This window comes from Agromyces sp. NPDC058064 (assembly GCF_042885275.1).
Classification (GTDB): Bacteria; Actinomycetota; Actinomycetes; order Actinomycetales; family Microbacteriaceae; genus Agromyces.
Genome location: NZ_JBHVSE010000001.1, coordinates 85,867 through 103,244, shown reverse-complemented (window position 1 = coordinate 103,244; position 17,378 = coordinate 85,867). Strand labels below are relative to the sequence as shown.

Below are 17,378 nucleotides of genomic sequence, written 5' to 3'. Positions count from 1 at the left end.
CGGGCCCGCGCTCAGAGCGCGGCGACGATCTTCGCGAGCAGTGCGCTGATCACGGGTTCGGCGGCCTGGCCGGCCTCGATGACCTCGGCGTGGCTCAGCGGGGTCTGCTGGATGCCGGCCGCGAGGTTCGTGATGAGCGACATGCCGAGCACCTCCATGCCGGCCTGACGGGCGGCGATCGCCTCGAGCGCGGTCGACATGCCGACGATGTGCCCGCCGATGGCCTTCGCCATCTGCACCTCGGCCGGGGTCTCGTAGTGCGGGCCGCGGAACTGGCAGTACACGCCCTCGTCGAGCTCGGGGTCGATCGAGTGCGCGAGGTCGCGCAGCCGCTGCGAGTAGAGGTCGGTGAGGTCGATGAAGGTCGCGCCCTCGAGCGGCGAGTCGGCGGTGAGGTTGATGTGGTCGCTGATCAGCACGGGGGTGCCGGGCTTCCAGTGCTCCTTGATGCCGCCCGCGCCGTTCGTGAGGATCATCGTCGTCGCGCCCGCGGCGGCGGCGGTGCGCACCGAGTGCACGACCCGGCGCACGCCGTGGCCCTCGTAGTAGTGGGTGCGGGCGCCGATCACGAGCGCGCGCTTGCCCGAGGGCAGCAGCACCGAGCGCAGGGTGCCGACGTGCCCCTCGAGCGCGGGCTTCGAGAACCCGGGCACCTCGGTCGCGGCGAGGGTGTGGGTCGTCTCGCCGATGAGCTCGGCGGCACGGCCCCAGCCGCTGCCGAGCGTCAGCGCGACGTCGTGGCGGGGGACGCCGGTGAGCTCGGCGATCTTCGCGGCAGCGGCGGCGGCCACCTCGAACGGGTCGGCGGTGGGGTCGTCCAGCGGGTTCGCATCGTGCATCCCACCACTCTAGAACGCGACGGATGCTTCGGCGCGAAGCTGCTCATGTGCTGGCCGTGCCCGCGAAACTGGCAGAATATGAGCATGTCCTACGAGTTCGAGCGCACGCAACGGATCGCCGTCCTCGGAGGAGGTCCCGGCGGGTACGAGGCCGCACTCGCCGCCGCCCAGCTGGGCGCCGAGGTCACCCTGATCGAGCGCGCGGGCGTCGGCGGCTCGGCGGTGCTCACCGACGTGGTCCCGTCGAAGTCGCTCATCGCGACGGCGGAGGCCTCGAACGCCGTGAAGGAGGCCGCCGACCTCGGCGTGCAGTTCTACGCCAAGGGCGACTCCGAGAAGGCCGTCAAGCCGAGCGTCGCGATCAACCTCGCGGCTGTGAACAAGCGCCTCCTCGGCCTCGCGGCGCAGCAGTCGGAGGACATGCGCTCGAACCTCATCGAGGCGGGCGTCCACCTCGTGCACGGCGAGGGCCGGCTCGACGGGCCGAACGCCGTCATCGTGGCGACCGCCAAGGGCGGCACCGACTTCGACCGCATCGAGGCCGACACGCTCGTGCTCTCGGTCGGCGCGACGCCCCGCGTGCTGCCGACCGCCGTCCCCGACGGCGAGCGCATCCTCACGTGGACCCAGCTCTACTCGCTCCAGCAGGTGCCCGAGCACCTCATCGTCGTGGGTTCGGGCGTCACCGGCGCCGAGTTCGCCTCGGCGTACCGGGCGCTCGGCGCCAAGGTCACGCTGATCTCGAGCCGCGACCAGGTCCTCCCGGGCGAAGACGCGGACGCGGCATCCGTGATCGAGAAGGTGTTCAAGCGCAACGGCATGAAGGTGCTCAACAAGTCGCGCGCCGAATCCGTCGTGCGCGACGGCGACTCCGTCGTGGCGACCCTCAGCGACGGGCGCGAGGTGCGCGGCTCGCACTGCCTGATGGCAGTCGGCTCGGTGCCGAACACCCGTGACATCGGCCTCGAGCAGGCCGGGGTGCAGCTGGCCGACTCGGGGCACATCCGGGTGAACCGGGTCGCGCGCACCTCGATCCCGAACATCTACGCGGCGGGTGACTGCACGACCTTCATGCCCCTCGCCTCGGTCGCCTCGATGCAGGGCCGCACGGCCGTGTTCCACGCGATGGGCGACATCGTGAACCCGCCCGAGAACCGCAACATCACCTCCAACATCTTCACGCAGCCCGAGATCGCGACGGTCGGGTGGACGCAGAAGGAGGTCGAGGAGGGCGTCGTGCCGGGCGTCGTCTACAAGCTGCCGCTCTCGTCGAACCCGCGCGCGAAGATGATGGGCATCCGCGAGGGCTTCGTGAAGCTCTTCGCCTCGAGCGGCTCGGGCTCCATCATCGGCGGCGTCATCGTCGCGCCGAAGGCCTCCGAGCTGATCTTCCCGCTGGCGCTCGCGGTCGAGCACCGGCTCACCGTCGACCAGTTCGCCGAGGCGTTCCCGGTGTACCCCTCGCTCAGCGGTTCGCTGACCGATGCCGCGAGGGCCATGCACGTCGTACGCTGAGGTGATCGAGCGCCGCGGGGGCGGCGCCGGGTTCAGGGGGTAGCGATGAAGCTGCGAGTCAAGTCCGTCGAGGCGTCGATCGCCGACTCCCACGACGAGGAGCGCAGCCTCAAGCGCTCGCTCGGCACGTGGGATCTCGCGCTCATGGGCATCGCGGTCGCCGTGGGTGCCGGCATCTTCTCGGTCGGGGCGCAGGCCGCGGCGAACTTCGCCGGGCCCAGCGTCATCATCTCGTTCGTGCTCGCGGCCGTCACGTGCGGGCTCGCGATCATGTGCTACGCCGAGTTCGCGTCGACCGTGCCGGTCGCCGGCAGCGCGTACACCTTCACCTACGCCACGATGGGCGAGCTCCTCGCGTGGATCATCGGCTGGGACCTCATCCTCGAGCTCTTCACCGCCGCCGCGGTGCTCGCGAAGTACTGGGGCGTCTACCTCGGCGAGGCGCTGCTCGCCTTCGGGCTGCCGTTCCCGTCGACCTTCCAGATCGGCGGACTCGAGGTGAGCTGGCCCGCGTTCCTCATCGTGGCGGTGTTCACGGCGCTCCTCGTCGCCGGGACGAAGCTCACCGCCCGCGTCGGCGCGGTCTTCACGATCATCAAGGTGGCGATCGTGCTGTTCGTCATCGTGGTCGGCTTCTTCTTCGTGAAGGCGGCGAACTTCACGCCCTTCATCCCCGAGGCGGTGCCGACCGAGGGCGGGGCGACCGACGCGTGGACGCAGTCGCTGTTCTCCTGGGCGACGGGTGCGGCGCCCGCCCAGTACGGCGTCTTCGGCATGCTCGCGGCGGCGGCCCTCGTGTTCTTCGCCTTCATCGGCTTCGACGTGGTCGCGACGAGCGCCGAGGAGGTGCGGGAGCCGCAGCGCACCCTGCCGCGCGGCATCTTCATCGGCCTCGGCATCGTGACGCTGCTCTACGTGCTCGTCTCGATCGTGATGACCGGCATGGTGTCGTACCAGGAGCTCGCCGAGGAGGAGACGCCGTCGCTCGCGACCGCCTTCCGGCTGGTCGGACAGGACTGGGCGTCGGCCGTGATCTCGCTCGGCGCGCTGGCCGGCCTCACGACGGTGATCATGATCATCCTGCTCGGGCTCTCGCGGATCGTGTTCGCGCTGAGCCGGGACGGCCTGCTGCCCCGATGGCTGTCGAAGACGACGGAGCACACGAAGACCCCGGCCCGGGTCCAGATCATCGCGGGCACCCTGGTCGCGTTCGTCGCCGCGTTCACCGACGTCGGGCTCCTGGAGGAGATGATCAACATCGGCACCCTCTCGGCGTTCGTGCTCGTGTCGATCGGCATCGTGGTGCTGCGGCGCACCCGTCCCGACCTGCCGCGCGGGTTCAAGGTGCCCTTCTCACCGGTGCTGCCGATCGTCTCCGCGGCGCTCTGCCTCTGGCTGATGTTCAACCTCACGACCCTCACCTGGGTGCGGTTCCTCGTGTGGCTCGCGATCGGCATCCTCATCTACCTCCTCTACGGCCGCCGCCACTCGCGCATGGCCGGCAGCGTGAGCGAGGTCGAGGTGCCGACGGCGCAGGGGACCTGACACGTCGCCATCTGTGCGTCAACAGCGTTGACAACCACGTTTTCCGATCGATAGTCTCCGAGGAATCGGGTCGGTCGCGTCGAAGCGCCGTGGCCGATCCCACCGGTACGACGAGGTTCCTGGAGGCGGAGATGTCCCACGCGCGCGAGATCGACACGATGACGGAGAGCGGAGCCGGGGGAGTGCAGCCCACGCGGCGCACCGTCCTCGGCCTGGGGGCGGCGGGCGCGGCCTCCCTCATGCTCACCGCCGGGGCCCGCCCGCCCGCCGTGAGCGGCTCGGACGAACGCATGTGGGACGCGATCGTGCTCGGCGCCGGGGCCGCGGGGCTCGGTGCGGCGCGCACCCTCGCCGACGAGGGCCGCCGTGTGCTCGTGCTCGAGGCGCGCGACCGCATCGGCGGCCGCATGTGGACCGACCGCACGAGCATGTCGATCCCGGTCGAGCGCGGCGCCGAGCTCGTGCACGGCAGCCGCGCCTCGACCTGGGAGATCATCGAGGCGGCGGGCATCACGACGCGGCGGCAGCAGTCGATCTGGGGCCGGCTCGCGCCGGGCACGCCGTGGCTCGACGGCACGACCTACGCGTCGCTGAAGTTCCCGCTGGGTGCGCCCGCCGGTCCGCTGCCCGACCCCGAGGACGGTGAGACGGCGCTCGCGTGGCTCACCCGCGTCGGCATCCCGCCCGAGAACTACCCGATCCTCCTCGCCGCGATCGAGGTCGACTCCGAGCAGTTCGACGTGCTGCCGGCCGCGTGGGTGGCCGACACGGTCGCCTGGGCGATCGCCGAACAGGACGTCCCGGCCGAGACACCGTTCGAGGAGCCGTACGACGACCACCGCGTCATCGGCGGGTACGACCAGGTGCTGCGCGCGATCGCGACCGGGCTGCAGATCCGGCTCAACACGAAAGTGCACACCGTCGAGCACCGCGCGGGGCGCGTCGACGTGCACACGAGCCGGGGCAGCTACAAGGCGAAGACCCTCGTCGTCGCCCTGCCCGGCGGGGTGCTGAAGCACGGCGACGTCGTCTTCGACCCGCCGCTGCCTGCCGATCGCCGCGACGGCCTGCAGGAGATCGAGTACCTGCCGGTCTTCAAGGGCATCCTCGAGTTCGCCGGGCCGGTGCTGCCCGCCGGGCATCCGGTGCCGGCCGCGTGGGACGTCCTGACGACCTTCGGCGTGAATCCGCCGAGCGTCTGGAACGCGTCCATCGGCACGCCGGGCTACGCGGGCGAGGTCGCGGTCTTCTGGGCCACCGGCGGCCGCGCGCAGGAGCTCCTCGACCTGCCGGAGGCCGAGCGCTTCGCCGCGGCGCTCGCCAACGTGCGCGACGCGGCCGGCGACCAGGGCCTGCAGTACCTCCACGCGTCGACCTACGACTGGTCGGAGGACGAGTACGCCCGCGGGGCCTACCCGGGGCCGTTCTCCCGTCGCACCGGGCTCAACGGGCCGATCGGCGACACGATCTTCTGGGCCGGCATGGTCACGAGCACGATCCACGCCTCGCGCAACTCGGGGATCACGGCCGCGAGGCAGGCGCTCGCGGCGCTCGCCGCGCGCTGACCGGCCGACCGTCGGGCCGACGCCCCGTTCGGCGTCGGCGGATCAGGCGTCGGCGATCGACAGCAGCAGGTGCCCGCTCGAGACGGTCGCGCCGGCCTCGGCGTTCACCGCGCCGATCACGCCGTCCTTGTGGGCGACGATGGGCTGCTCCATCTTCATGGCCTCGAGCACGAGCACGAGGTCGCCCTTGACGACCTTGTCGCCCTCGGCGACCGCGACCTTCACGACGGTCGCCTGCATCGGGGCCTTCACGGCGTCACCGGTGCCGGTGTCGACCGAGTGCGACCCGGTGCGGCGGCGCGGTGCGGCGCCCGCGGTGCGCGAGGCGGTGGAGGTGCCGCCCGCGAGCCGCTTCGGAAGGCTGACCTCGATGCGCCGGCCGGCGACCTCGACGACGACGTTCGTGCGCGCAGCAGGTCCGCTCGTCTCCTCGAGCTCGCCCGACCACGGCTCGAGCCGGTTGTCGTACTCGGTCTCGATCCAGCGGGTGTAGATCGAGAACGGCTCGTCGCCCTCGGGGGCGAACGCGGGGTTGTCCACGATGTCGCGGTGGAAGGGCAGCACGGTCGGCAGGCCGGCGACCTCGAACTCGTCGAGGGCGCGACGTGCGCGCGACAGCGCCTCCTCGCGGTCCTTGCCGGTGACGATGAGCTTCGCGAGCAGCGAGTCGAAGGCGCCCGAGATCTCGTCGCCGCTCGTCACGCCGGAGTCGACGCGGATGCCGGGGCCGCCGGGGAAGCGGAGCTGGTGGATCGGGCCGGGCGCGGGCAGGAACCCGCGGCCCGGGTCCTCGCCGTTGATGCGGAACTCGATCGAGTGGCCGACCGTCTCGGGGTCGGGGTAGTCGAGCACGCCGCCCTCGGCGAGACGGAACTGCTCGCGGACGAGGTCGAGGCCCGTGACCTCCTCGGAGACGGGGTGCTCGACCTGGAGGCGCGTGTTGACCTCGAGGAACGAGACGGTGCCGTCCTGGCCGATGAGGAATTCGCAGGTGCCGGCGCCGACGTAGCCGACCTCCTTGAGGATCGCCTTCGACGACTCGTACAGGGCCGCGCGCTGCGCCTCGCTGAGGAACGGCGCCGGCGCCTCCTCGACGAGCTTCTGGTGCCGGCGCTGCAGCGAGCAGTCGCGGGTCGAGACGACGACGACGTTGCCGTGCTGGTCGGCGAGGCACTGGGTCTCGACGTGGCGCGGCTTGTCGAGGTACTTCTCGACGAAGCACTCGCCGCGGCCGAAGGCGGCGACCGCCTCGCGGGTGGCCGAGTCGAAGAGCTCGGGCACCTCCTCGCGGGTGCGGGCGACCTTGAGGCCGCGGCCGCCGCCGCCGAAGGCGGCCTTGATCGCCACGGGCAGGCCGTGGACGTCGACGAAGTCGAGCACCTCCGAGGCATCCGCGACGGGGTTGAGGGTGCCGGGCGCGAGCGGCGCGCCGACCTTCTCGGCCACGTGGCGCGCGGAGACCTTGTCGCCGAGCCGCTCGATCGCCTCGGGGGAGGGGCCGATCCAGACGAGGCCGGCGTCGATGACGGCGCGGGCGAAGTCGGGGTTCTCGGCGAGGAAGCCGTAGCCGGGGTGCACGGCGTCGGCACCCGAGCGGCGGGCCACCGAGAGGATCTTGTCGATGACGAGGTAGGTCTCGGCGCTCGTGGTGCCGTCGAGGGCGTACGCCTCGTCGGCGAGCCTCGCGTGGCGGGCGTCGCGGTCCTGATCGGCGTAGACGGCCACCGAGCCGATGCCGGCGTCGCGGGCGGCGCGGATCACGCGGACGGCGATCTCTCCACGGTTGGCGATGAGGACCTTGGTGATACGCGGCATAGTTCCCAAGCCTATTGCGCGGGGCCGCCCTGACTTTGGGCGACCTCCACAAAATGAATGGATGTCTCTTGCGGCAGACGACAATCGCGGGGTCACCCCGCGGCGCCGCCGCGGTTCCAGAGCGAGGTCCAGTCGACGCCGAGCTCGCGGACGAGGTCGCGCAGCGTCGAGAGCGACAGGCCGACCACGGTCGACGGGTCGCCCTCGACGCGGCGGATGAACGGCCCGCCGAGGCTGTCGACGGTGAACGCGCCGGCGACGAGCAGCGGTTCGCCGCTCGCGATGTAGGCGTCGATCTCGGCTTCGTCGAGCGCGGCGAAGCGCACCGTCGCCATGTCGGCGCGGCCGACCGCGGCGCGGACCGCGCCGCCGCGATGGTCGATCAGCCAGTGCCCCGACCAGAGGTCTCCATGGCCGCCGTTCTGCGCGAGCCACCGCGTCTTCGCGACGTCGGGGGTGTGCGGCTTGCCGTGGATCGCGCCACCGGTGAGGAACGCCGAGTCGCCGCCGAGGATGAGCCCGTCGATCGGCTCCCCGCCCGGGCGCGCGCCGACGAGCGCCTCGGCCTTGGCCCTCGCGAGCAGCTGCACCATCTCACGGGCCTCGAGCGGCCCCGACACGGCCTCGTGCGCCGCGACGGCGGCCGCCTCGTCGACGCCGGGCGGGACGGCGATCGGTTCGATGCCGGCCGCACGCAGGGTCTGGAGCCGTGCCGGGGAGGTCGAGGCGAGGTAGAGGCGCATCACCCCATCCTGCCCGCACCCGGCGGGGCTGTGGAATGCTCGAAGCATGGTGAATCCCGATCGTCGACGCCGCAGCAGCGCGCGCCGTCCCTCGCGCGCGCAGGGCGCCGCACCCCGTCCGGCGCGTCCGGCTCCCGCCGAACCGCGGCTCGACGGCCCCGTGCTCGAGCTCGACGTCGAACGGATCGCCCACGGCGGCGTCGCCGTCGCCCGCCACGAGGGGCGGGTCGTCTTCGTCGCGGACGCCATCCCCGGCGAGCGCGTGCGCGCACGCGTCACCGACACCGGCAAGGCGAAGTTCTGGCGCGCCGAGACGCTCGAGGTGCTCGACGCCTCGCCCGACCGCCGCGAGCACCCCTGGGTCGAGGCGCGCGTCGACCGCGCCCCCGAGCATCGTGCGGGCGGCGCCGAGTTCGGCCACATCGCCATGGCGCGCCAGCGCGCGCTCAAGTCCGAGGTGCTCGTCGACGCGCTCGCCCGCTTCGGCGGCGTCGAGCGGGCCGTCGAGGTCGAGGCCGTCGACCCCGCGCTCGCACCGGGCGCCGACCCCGAGCTCGGCACGGGGTGGCGCACGCGGCTGCGCCTGCAGGTCGACGCCGAGGGGCGGGTCGGGCCGTACGCGGCGCGCAGCCACCGGGTCGTGCCCGTGGCATCCGTGCCGCTCGCCGTGCCCGAGCTCGCTGCGCTCGCGCCGCTCGACGAGCGCTTCGCGGGCGCGCGGTCGGTCGACCTCGTGGCCCCGTCGCTCGGCAACCCCTGGGTCGTCGTCGACACGGGCGAGGCGACGCGCGGCGGCCGGCAGCGCATCGAGGAGCAGGTGGGCGACCGCGTCTTCCGGCTCGACCGCGGCGGCTTCTGGCAGGTGCACCGCGGCGCGGCCGCGACCCTGACCGCCGCCGTGCAGGATCTCGTCGACGACGAGCTCTTCGACCCGCGGGCCGCGAACCACGACCTCTACGGCGGCGTGGGCCTGCTCGCCGCCGCGATCGGCGATCGCTTCGGCGACACGGTGCGCATCACGTCCGTCGAGTCCGACGCGCGGGCGACCGAGCACGCCGGCACGAACCTCGCCGACTGGGTCGGCGCACGGGCCGTCACCGCCAGGGTCGACCGCTACCTCGACGAGCTCGCCGCCGCGGCGAGCCCGTCCGAGCGCGAGCGCCTCCGCGCCGCGACCGTCGTGCTCGACCCGCCGCGCTCGGGCGCCGGCCGGCAGGTGGTCGAACGGCTCGCCGCCCTCGCCCCGCGCCAGCTCGTGTACGTCGCGTGCGACCCGGTCGCGCTCGCCCGCGACGTCGGGATCTTCGCGGAGCACGGCTACCGGCTCGACGCGATCCGCGCCTTCGACCTCTTCCCGAACACCCATCACGTCGAGGCGGTCGCGCGTCTGACCGCTATCGTGTGAATCGACGGGAAGGGGGGCCTGTGGCGGAGGACGCGCAGACGAAGCACGTGGCGACGGTCGCGATCGTCGACGACCACGAAGCGGTCCGCATCGGCCTGCGCGCCGCGTGCGAGGCGGCGGGCTACGAGGTCATGGCCGACACGGCCGACGTGGCGGAGCTGCTGCCGGTCATCGAGGCGCGGCACTGCGACGTCGTCGTGCTCGACCTCTCGCTCGGCGACGGCACCACGGTGACCGAGAACGTGCGGGCGGTGCTCGCGACCGGCAGCGCCGTCCTCGTGCACAGCATCGCCGACCGCGTCGCCGCGGTGCGCGAGTCGCTCGCGGCCGGTGCGGCGGGGGTCATCCCCAAGGCCTCGCCCATGTCGGCGGTGATCGGCGCGATCGCGACCGTCGCCGGGGGCGGGGTGCTCACGAACGTCGAATGGGCGAGCGCGATCGAGGCCGACCGCGAGTTCGCGAAGGCGCAGCTCGGGCGGCGCGAGCGCGACGTCCTCCACCTCTACGCCTCGGGGCTGCCGCTGAAGGCCGTCGCCATGCAGCTCGGCATCGCCCACTCCACGGCGCGCGAGTACCTCGACCGCATCCGGGCGAAGTACGTCGAGATCGGCCGCCCCGCGCCGACGAAGGTCGACCTGCTGCGACGCGCCGTCGAGGACGGCATCCTCCCGGGCCTCGACGCCGAGAGCGGAGATGGCCGCCGCTGAATGGCGGGTGCCCCGCCTCCCGCAGCGCAAGCCCGCGGTCACGCGCGCGCAGATCGAGACGATCATCGCGCGCGCCCTCGGGGTCGTCGGCCTCGTGTTCGGCGCGCAGTCGCTGCCGCTCGCGCTCGACCAGGCCGACGCCCTCGGACTCGGTGCGGGGGCGGCGCTCATGGCGGGGCTGTTCGGCGGCATCGCCGCGCTCGCGGTCGCCACGGTCGCGAAGGTGGCGGTGCGGGCGGCCTGCCTCGTCTTCGCCGGGTTCTACGTCGCCGCGCTCGCCGCCTGGCCGCTGCTGGTCAGCGACCCCTCCGCGCTCGACGGCGCGGTGCCGTGGCTCTACTACCTCTGCACGGTCGCGACGACCTGCGCGGCCGTGGCCCTGCCGCCCGTCTGGGCCGCCGCCTACACCTTCATCGTCCCCGCCATGTACGGCGTCATCCGCTTCACCCCCGCCGGCGGCGAGGCGCCGCCGCTGCTCGCGGTGCTCGACGCGCTCTACGCCGTCGTGCTCGGCGTCGTCGTGCTCGCGATCATCACGATGCTGCGCGAGGCCGCGTCGGCGGTCGACGCCGCGCAGGAGGCCGCGCTCGAACGCTACGACCTCGTCGCCCGGCAGCACGCCACCGAGACCGAACGCGTCAAGGTCGACGCGCTCGTGCACGACAGCGTGCTGACGACCCTGCTCTCGGCGGCCTCGGCCACGAGCGAGGGCGAGCAGCAACTCGCCGCCCGGATGGCGAGGGATGCGCTGCACCGGCTCGACGAGGCGGGGGCGAGCGGCCCCCGCGCCTTCGAGCGGGTCGGCCTCCCGGTGCTGGTGCGCCGGCTCCGCGCCGCGCTGACGACGTTCAACACGAACTTCGCGGTGCGGGTCGTGAACGCCGGCGGGGTCGAGCTGCCGGTCGAGGTCGTCGACGCGCTCTACACGGCGTCGGTGCAGGCGATGGTCAACAGCGTGCAGCACGCCGAGGAGCCGGGGCGTCGCGCACGGCGCGAGATCCGCATCAGGGGAGTGCGCGCCGGCGGCTGCGTCATCGAGGTCGCCGACAACGGGATCGGCTTCGAGCCCGACCGCGTCCCCAGCGAGCGGCTGGGCCTCCGCGTGTCGATCGAGGAGCGGATCGCCAACGTCGGCGGCAAATCCGAGATCGCCTCGCGGCCGGGGCACGGCACGACCGTGACGCTGGCGTGGCCTGCGGGCGCGCTCGGCGGCGACGCGGTGGCGTCCGGCGGCGCGAGCGGCGCCGCGCCCGCGGCGGGAGGCGACGCATGATCACGATCCCGCGGTGGCTGCTGCTCGTGCTCGGCGCACTATTCTCGGCGTACCACGTCGTCCTCGGCGTCTACTCGCTCGACGTCCCGGCGTCGCCGTGGCCCACCGTCGTCGCCCTCGTCCTGTACACCGCGGCGACGGTCGCGAGCCTCTGGCCCGCGCGCCGGGTGCGGATGCCCGACTGGCTCGCCGCATTCGACCTGGCCGTGAGCCTCGTCCTGCCCCTCCTCGTGACGAGCCAGCTCGACCCCGCCGCCGACAACGGCTACGCGACCTGGTACGTCGCCGCCGTCGGAACGCTCATGACGATCGCCGCGGCGCGTCGCCGGCTGATCACCGCGTGGGTCGGCGTGATCGCGCTCGCCGTGCAGACGGTGCTCTGGGCCGGACCGCTCGCGCTCGGATCGCTCGGCGTCATCGGCAGCCTCGTCTGGGTCGCGATCGCCCACATGCTCACCAGCGCCCTCACGAACGCCGGTCGCGAGACGAGACGCTACGCCCAGGCCGAGCGCGAGGCCGCGGCGTGGCAGGCGGCGCAGGACGCGCACCTCTTCGAGGGCCGGATGCGGCTCGCGCACACGAATCGCGTCGCGGCGCCGATGCTGCGCCGCATCGCCGACCGCGACGGTCGGCTCGACGAGCGGCAGCGCGCCGAGTGCCGGCTGCTCGAGGCGACGATCCGCGACGAGATCAGGGGGCGGATGCTCCTCACCGACGTCGTGCGCGCGGAGGTGCAGCGGGCCCGCCAGCGCGGCGTGATCGTCACGCTGCTCGACGAGGGCGGTATCGACGACCTCGACGAGGCGGCACGCGACCGGGTGCTGTCGCAGCTCGCCGAGGCCATCGCGGCCTCGACCGCCGACCGGCTGATCGCGCGCACCGCGGCAGAGGGCTCGCCGACCGCCGTCACGGTCGTCGGGCTCGTCGCCGGGGCGAGCGACGACGACGGCATCGCGTCCGGCGACACCGAGGACCTCGAGGTCGAGCTGTGGCTGGAGATCCCGCGCGAACGCGGAGCCTGAGGCGCCGTCGCCCGCTCGCAGGCGTGTGCGCCGGCGCGGGCGGTCGAGACGGCCGGGGCGTGCACGCCCCGGCTCGAGGAACGCGCCCTGCATGAGGAGACGCTCCCGGCATGAGGAAGGGGGACCGATCCCCGACCGGTCCCCCTTCAAGCCCGAGTCATGACGACAACCCGAATATCGCCGTGACTCGCCCCCAACAGCCACCGGTTACCCGACCGATGACAGTGGCGACTCCTGTGGAGCCTGCAAGACCAATACTGCTCGTTTGAGCACGGTCCGCATAGTCAGCATTTCGGGGGACATCCGCGTCCCCCTTCGGTCCTCTCCCCACCGCTCGCGGGCACGACGGAGTACCCCGGAGCTGTTCGTTCTCAGCGAAACGGGGGACAGTGCCGGGCGGGCTCAGCGGAGCGAGCCGACCCAGCGGCCGGGGCCGACCTCGACGGGCGTGCGGATCGCGCCGCCGCTCCGCACCCAGGCGTTGCGGCCGGGTGCGACCTCGTCGGCCTCGGGCACCTCGGCGTCGGCGGCGGCGAGGAGCACCGCGGTGACCGCGGCCGTCTCCTCGTCGCTCACGGAACGCGAGAGGATGCGCAGCTCCGCCGCGCGCGGGTCGCCCGCGGCCTCGGAGGCCGCGACGGCGGCTCGGGAATCGTCGTGTGCAGACATGGTCGCCGCCCTACAGCGGGATGTTCCCGTGCTTCTTCGCGGGCAGGCTCGCCCGCTTGGTGCGGAGCGCCCGCAGCGCCTTCACCACGGCGACGCGCGTCGCGGCGGGCTCGATGACGCCGTCGAGCTCGCCGCGCTCGGCGGCGAGGAACGGCGAGGCGACGTTGTACGTGTACTCGTTCGCGAGCTTCGTGCGCACGGCCGCGACGTCTTCTCCGGCCTCCTCGGCGCGCTTGATCTCGCCGCGGTAGAGGATGTTGACGGCGCCCTGGCCTCCCATGACCGCGATCTCCGCCGTCGGCCACGCGAGGTTGATGTCGGCGCCGAGCTGCTTCGAGCCCATGACGATGTAGGCGCCGCCGTACGCCTTGCGGGTGATGACGGTGACGAGCGGCACCGTGGCCTCGGCGTAGGCGTAGAGGAGCTTCGCGCCGCGACGGATGACGCCCGTCCACTCCTGGTCGGTGCCGGGCAGGTAGCCGGGCACGTCGACGAGCGTGAGGATCGGGATGGAGAACGCGTCGCAGAAGCGCACGAACCGCGACGCCTTCTCGCCGGCCGCGATGTTCAGCGTGCCCGCCATCTGCGAGGGCTGGTTCGCGATGATGCCGACCGTGCGGCCCTCGACGCGGGCGAAGCCGACGACGATGTTCGGCGCGTAGAGCGGCTGCACCTCGAGGAAGTCGCCGTGGTCGACGATGCCCTCGATGACCGTGTGCATGTCGTACGGCTGGTTCGGGGAGTCGGGGATGACCGTGTTCAGGCGCTTGTCGTCGTCGGTGATCTCGAGCTCGACGTCGGCGTCGTAGACGGGGGCATCCGTCATGTTGTTGTCGGGGAGGAACGAGACGAGGGTGCGCGCGTAGTCGAGCGCATCGGACTCGTCGCTCGCGAGGTAGTGCGCGACGCCCGAGACGGTGTTGTGCGTGAGCGCGCCGCCGAGCTCCTCCATGCCGACGTCCTCGCCGGTGACCGTCTTGATGACGTCGGGACCGGTCACGAACATCTGGCTCGTCTTGTCGACCATGATCACGAAGTCGGTGAGGGCGGGGGAGTAGACCGCGCCGCCCGCCGCGGGGCCGCAGATGATCGAGATCTGGGGGATGACGCCCGAGGCCTGCGTGTTGCGGCGGAAGATCTCGCCGTACTTGCCGAGCGCGACGACGCCCTCCTGGATGCGGGCGCCGCCCGAGTCGAGGATGCCGATGATCGGCACGCCCGTCTTCAGCGCGAGCTCCATGACCTTGATGATCTTCTCGCCGGCGACCTCGCCGAGCGAGCCGCCGAAGATCGTGAAGTCCTGCGAGTACACGGCGACCTGGCGGCCGTGGATCGTGCCGGTGCCCGTGACGACGGCGTCGCCGTACGGACGCTTCGCGTCCATGCCGAAGGCGTGCGTGCGGTGGCGCACGAACTCGTCGAGCTCGACGAACGAGCCCGGGTCGAGCAGCTCGGCGATGCGCTCGCGCGCCGTCATCTTGCCCTTGGCATGCTGCTTCTCGATCGCCGCCTCGCCCGATGCGGTCACCGCTTCGTGGTAGCGCAGCTTGAGGTCGGCCAGCTTGCCGGCGGTGGTGGAGAGGTCGGGGCCGTCAGTCGCTTCGGTCACGCCGTTCACTCTACCGGCGAGCCTCCGGCCGACTTCGTTGACGGTCTCCTACAAATCCGGCCATGAGTTGGACGACATCGTACAAAGCCGGGCGTGGCTAGTGTGGTCGGCATGGAATGGGAGCGATCGCGCGCGGCGGTGCCGCGCTTCGAGTTCCTCGCCGAGGCGGGGTCGACGAACGACGAGCTGCGCGAGGCGGCCACCGGCGCGGATGCCTCGGGCTGGCCCCACGGCGCGGTCATCGTGACGGACAACCAGACGAAGGGCCGGGGCCGGCTCGGCCGCACCTGGCTCGCACCCACCGGCAAGACCCTCGCGATCTCGATGCTGCTCCGGCCCGAGCTCCCGGGCGGGCGGGCGTTCCCGGTGTCGGGCTACGGGTGGATCCCGCTCATCGCGGGTGCGGCGATGACCGAGGCCGTGCGCGGCGCGGTCGACGCGGCCACCGCCGTCCGGGCCGCGGCCGACCCCGAGCACGACGACGACGACCGCAGCGGCGTCGTCGACGTCGAGCTGAAGTGGCCGAACGACGTGCTCGTCTCGGGGTACAAGATCTGCGGCATCCTCTCGGAGCTGCTGCAGGCGCCGGCCGACGACGCGCCCGGCGCGGTCGTCGTGGGCGCCGGGCTCAACCTCACCCTCGACGAGCACGACCTGCCGACGCTGACGTCGACGTCGCTGCTGCTCGCCACCGGGGTGCGCCCCGACGGCGACGCGGTGCTCGCGGACTACCTCACCCGGTTCCTGACCCTGTTCGGCGACTTCTGCGACGCAGGCGCCGACCCCGTGGCATCCGGGGTCGACCGCCGGGTCGCCGCGCTCTGCGGCACCCTCGGCAGCGAGGTCAGGGTCGAGCTGCCGGGCGACCGCGAACTCCTCGGGCGCGCCGAGCGGCTCGACGCCGACGGCCGACTCGTCGTGATCGATCGGGAGAACGGCGAACCCTGGTCTGTCGCCGCGGGGGACGTGACGCACCTGAGGTATTAATGGGCGTATGACGAGAGCCGACGGGTCCGCCGCCGCGCCGACCGCCCCGCCGGCCGAGCGCGTGGTCGCGCGGCTGCGACGGCACGCACGCATCCTGATCCTGCCCGTCGTCCTGCTCGTCGCGGTCGCCGGGGGCACCGGCTACGCCGTGGGCCTCGTGAACGAGTCGTGGCAGCTGCTCGCGCTCCTCGGCGGCGCGGTCGTCGTCGTCCTCCTCGGCTGCCTCCTGCCCTACCTGTCGTGGCTCACCGGGCGCACGACGATCACCACGCGGCGGATCATCATGCGCAGCGGCGTGTTCGTGCGGGTGCGCAACGAGGTCGCCCACGCGCGGGTGCGCGAGGTGAGCATCCGGAAGACCCCGGGCCAGAGCATGTTCGGCTCCGGCGACGTGCGCATCGACGTGGGCCAGGAGCGCCCCGTCGTCCTTCGCGACCTGCCCAAGCCCCACCTCGTGCAGGCGGCGCTCCACGAGCTCATGGAGGCCGGACGCGGGCCCGCGATGCGCGGTCCGGTCGCGGCGACGATGCTCGACGGCGACACGGTCGCCTGGGGCGGGCGCTGACCGACGCGGACGACGTGCCCGGCCCGGCCGCGGAACGCCGCCGGAGCGCGTAAAGTTGTCCGTCGGTTCTCGCACGCCCCCGAGTGCGAGCCGCGCGACGAGAGGTACCCCTTTGGGCGACGAATGCATCCACGGTTTCGATGACGGGCTCTGCGCCACGTGCTTCCCCCCGAAGGAGCCCGAGCAGAAGCCCGCGGTGACCGCACCGGTCCGCGGCTCGACCCGCGGCAGCGCCCGCACGGCGACCGCCTCCGCCCGCACCGCCTCCTCGGGTGCCGGCCGCGCGGCGCCGACGCTCTCCGGTCGCCCGCTGACCGCCCCTCCCGTCGAGGTCGGCACCATCCGCATCTACCACGTCACCCACCTCGACAACCTCGGCCGCATCCTCGGCGCCGGGGCGATCGTGTCCGACGCAGGCGGCGCGAACCCCGTCGTCGACGTCGCGGCGCCCGCGGTGCGCGAGTTCCGCCGGCAGCAGACCGTGCCCGGCGTCGACGCGACGCTCGCCGACTACGTGCCCTTCCTGCTGACGCCCGACGCGCTCGTCTGGGACGCGGTCCGCACCGCGAGCCCCGACCCGCGCCTCCGCGACGAGGCGGTGCTCCGCCCCGCGGCCGACCACGTGATCCTCGTCGGCTCGGTGGCCGCGGCGCGCGGCGCCCTCACCGAGCCGGGCTCCGTCATCGTGAGCGACACCGACGCCGCCCTGCCGGGCGCGGAGCTCGCGGTCGAATGGGCCGACGTCGAGCGGCTCCTGCGCCGGCTCGTGCACGCCGACGAGACGACGCGCCTGCGCACGGCCGAGTTCCTCGCCCGCGGCGAGGTCCCGCTCGAGCGCATCGCGCTCATCGCCGTCGGCAACGACAAGGTGCGCGACCGGGTGCGCGCCGCGCTCGCCGCGGTCGGGGTCCGGGCCAAGGTCGCGGTGTACCCGCCGTGGTTCCAGCCGGCCGAGATCGAGATCGACGAGGACTGACCCGTAACTGGTCCGCGTCGGGGTGGTTCCAGGCGGTGTGGTCCGAGATCGAGATCGACGAGGACTGACCCGTAACTGGTCCGCGTCGGGGTGGTTCCAGGCGGTGTGGTCCGAGATCGAGATCGACGAGGACTGACCGCTAC

At 72.8% G+C, this 17,378-nt stretch carries 15 protein-coding genes; 10 read left to right on the top strand and 5 right to left on the bottom strand.

Annotated features, from left to right (window positions below; genetic code table 11):
• Window positions 1-11: 11 nt before the first annotated feature.
• The gene (locus ACFVSL_RS00455; RefSeq protein ID WP_386937513.1) at window positions 12-839 is read right to left on the bottom strand and encodes a purine-nucleoside phosphorylase; all 828 of its coding nucleotides are present in this window, start codon (window positions 837-839) and stop codon (window positions 12-14) included.
• An 84-nt stretch (window positions 840-923) separates the two neighbouring features.
• On the opposite strand from ACFVSL_RS00455, the gene ACFVSL_RS00450 reads away from it, so the two are divergent.
• The 3 genes from ACFVSL_RS00450 (at window position 924) to ACFVSL_RS00440 (ending at window position 5,464) form a co-directional block, all read left to right on the top strand.
• Window positions 924-2,354, top strand: a complete 1,431-nt coding sequence (locus tag ACFVSL_RS00450; RefSeq protein ID WP_386937511.1) for an NAD(P)H-quinone dehydrogenase — start codon at window positions 924-926, stop codon at window positions 2,352-2,354.
• Window positions 2,355-2,399: 45 nt separating this feature from the next.
• Window positions 2,400-3,899 (top strand): APC family permease, encoded by a 1,500-nt coding sequence (locus tag ACFVSL_RS00445; RefSeq protein WP_386937509.1) that lies wholly within the window; start codon window positions 2,400-2,402, stop codon window positions 3,897-3,899.
• A 131-nt stretch (window positions 3,900-4,030) separates the two neighbouring features.
• Window positions 4,031-5,464 carry a flavin monoamine oxidase family protein gene (locus tag ACFVSL_RS00440; RefSeq protein ID WP_386937507.1) on the top strand — a complete coding sequence of 478 codons (1,434 nt, stop codon included), beginning with the start codon at window positions 4,031-4,033 and terminating at the stop codon, window positions 5,462-5,464.
• A gap of 42 nt (window positions 5,465-5,506) precedes the next feature.
• Here ACFVSL_RS00440 and ACFVSL_RS00435 read toward each other — a convergent pair whose 3' ends face one another.
• Together ACFVSL_RS00435 and ACFVSL_RS00430 are read right to left on the bottom strand one after the other, a co-directional pair.
• A complete protein-coding gene (locus ACFVSL_RS00435; protein ID WP_386937505.1) occupies window positions 5,507-7,279 on the bottom strand; it encodes an acetyl/propionyl/methylcrotonyl-CoA carboxylase subunit alpha in 1,773 nt (590 codons plus the stop codon).
• Window positions 7,280-7,371: 92 nt separating this feature from the next.
• Window positions 7,372-8,022, bottom strand: coding sequence for a Maf family protein (locus ACFVSL_RS00430; protein WP_386937504.1), 651 nt, complete (start codon window positions 8,020-8,022; stop codon window positions 7,372-7,374).
• A gap of 46 nt (window positions 8,023-8,068) precedes the next feature.
• Between ACFVSL_RS00430 and ACFVSL_RS00425 the strand changes: the two genes are divergently transcribed.
• Genes ACFVSL_RS00425 through ACFVSL_RS00410 form a run of 4 tightly spaced genes read left to right on the top strand, consistent with a single transcriptional unit; the run spans window position 8,069 to window position 12,429 of the window.
• Entirely contained in the window at window positions 8,069-9,427 is a 1,359-nt protein-coding gene (locus ACFVSL_RS00425; protein ID WP_386937502.1) for a class I SAM-dependent RNA methyltransferase, read from the top strand.
• A 47-nt stretch (window positions 9,428-9,474) separates the two neighbouring features.
• Complete coding sequence (locus ACFVSL_RS00420; protein WP_386939294.1) at window positions 9,475-10,134, top strand: response regulator; 660 nt, start codon at window positions 9,475-9,477, stop codon at window positions 10,132-10,134.
• Window positions 10,121-11,407 carry a sensor histidine kinase gene (locus ACFVSL_RS00415; RefSeq protein WP_386937500.1) on the top strand — a complete coding sequence of 429 codons (1,287 nt, stop codon included), beginning with the start codon at window positions 10,121-10,123 and terminating at the stop codon, window positions 11,405-11,407. Before ACFVSL_RS00420 ends, ACFVSL_RS00415 begins: the two co-directional genes overlap by 14 nt.
• Window positions 11,404-12,429: a hypothetical protein gene (locus ACFVSL_RS00410; protein ID WP_386937498.1), complete on the top strand. Its 1,026-nt coding sequence runs from the start codon at window positions 11,404-11,406 to the stop codon at window positions 12,427-12,429. Before ACFVSL_RS00415 ends, ACFVSL_RS00410 begins: the two co-directional genes overlap by 4 nt.
• 402 nt (window positions 12,430-12,831) lie before the next feature.
• Here the strand turns inward: ACFVSL_RS00410 and ACFVSL_RS00405 are convergent, their stop codons facing one another.
• Together ACFVSL_RS00405 and ACFVSL_RS00400 are read right to left on the bottom strand one after the other, a co-directional pair.
• Complete coding sequence (locus ACFVSL_RS00405; RefSeq protein ID WP_386937496.1) at window positions 12,832-13,098, bottom strand: acyl-CoA carboxylase epsilon subunit; 267 nt, start codon at window positions 13,096-13,098, stop codon at window positions 12,832-12,834.
• A gap of 10 nt (window positions 13,099-13,108) precedes the next feature.
• Entirely contained in the window at window positions 13,109-14,707 is a 1,599-nt protein-coding gene (locus tag ACFVSL_RS00400; RefSeq protein WP_386937495.1) for an acyl-CoA carboxylase subunit beta, read from the bottom strand.
• Window positions 14,708-14,818: 111 nt separating this feature from the next.
• On the opposite strand from ACFVSL_RS00400, the gene ACFVSL_RS00395 reads away from it, so the two are divergent.
• The 3 genes from ACFVSL_RS00395 to ACFVSL_RS00385 all read left to right on the top strand — a co-directional run bounded on the left by ACFVSL_RS00395 (window position 14,819) and on the right by ACFVSL_RS00385 (window position 17,235).
• Window positions 14,819-15,694 carry a biotin--[acetyl-CoA-carboxylase] ligase gene (locus ACFVSL_RS00395; RefSeq protein ID WP_386937493.1) on the top strand — a complete coding sequence of 292 codons (876 nt, stop codon included), beginning with the start codon at window positions 14,819-14,821 and terminating at the stop codon, window positions 15,692-15,694.
• 7 nt (window positions 15,695-15,701) lie between these two features.
• On the top strand, window positions 15,702-16,259 hold the full coding sequence (locus ACFVSL_RS00390) for a PH domain-containing protein (RefSeq protein ID WP_386937491.1): 558 nt from the start codon (window positions 15,702-15,704) through the stop codon (window positions 16,257-16,259).
• Window positions 16,260-16,455: 196 nt separating this feature from the next.
• A complete protein-coding gene (locus tag ACFVSL_RS00385) occupies window positions 16,456-17,235 on the top strand; it encodes a DarT ssDNA thymidine ADP-ribosyltransferase family protein (RefSeq protein WP_386937489.1) in 780 nt (259 codons plus the stop codon).
• The last annotated feature ends 143 nt before the right edge of the window (window positions 17,236-17,378 follow it).

Coding starts and splice junctions, on each gene's coding strand:
- ACFVSL_RS00440 (WP_386937507.1), top strand. CDS start 4,031: ATGTCCCACGCGCGCGAGATCGACACGATGACGGAGAGCGGAGCCGGG.
- ACFVSL_RS00415 (WP_386937500.1), top strand. CDS start 10,121: ATGGCCGCCGCTGAATGGCGGGTGCCCCGCCTCCCGCAGCGCAAGCCC.
- ACFVSL_RS00435 (WP_386937505.1), bottom strand. CDS start 7,279: ATGCCGCGTATCACCAAGGTCCTCATCGCCAACCGTGGAGAGATCGCC.
- ACFVSL_RS00425 (WP_386937502.1), top strand. CDS start 8,069: ATGGTGAATCCCGATCGTCGACGCCGCAGCAGCGCGCGCCGTCCCTCG.
- ACFVSL_RS00430 (WP_386937504.1), bottom strand. CDS start 8,022: ATGCGCCTCTACCTCGCCTCGACCTCCCCGGCACGGCTCCAGACCCTG.
- ACFVSL_RS00445 (WP_386937509.1), top strand. CDS start 2,400: ATGAAGCTGCGAGTCAAGTCCGTCGAGGCGTCGATCGCCGACTCCCAC.
- ACFVSL_RS00390 (WP_386937491.1), top strand. CDS start 15,702: ATGACGAGAGCCGACGGGTCCGCCGCCGCGCCGACCGCCCCGCCGGCC.
- ACFVSL_RS00410 (WP_386937498.1), top strand. CDS start 11,404: ATGATCACGATCCCGCGGTGGCTGCTGCTCGTGCTCGGCGCACTATTC.
- ACFVSL_RS00455 (WP_386937513.1), bottom strand. CDS start 839: ATGCACGATGCGAACCCGCTGGACGACCCCACCGCCGACCCGTTCGAG.
- ACFVSL_RS00395 (WP_386937493.1), top strand. CDS start 14,819: ATGGAATGGGAGCGATCGCGCGCGGCGGTGCCGCGCTTCGAGTTCCTC.
- ACFVSL_RS00405 (WP_386937496.1), bottom strand. CDS start 13,098: ATGTCTGCACACGACGATTCCCGAGCCGCCGTCGCGGCCTCCGAGGCC.
- ACFVSL_RS00450 (WP_386937511.1), top strand. CDS start 924: ATGTCCTACGAGTTCGAGCGCACGCAACGGATCGCCGTCCTCGGAGGA.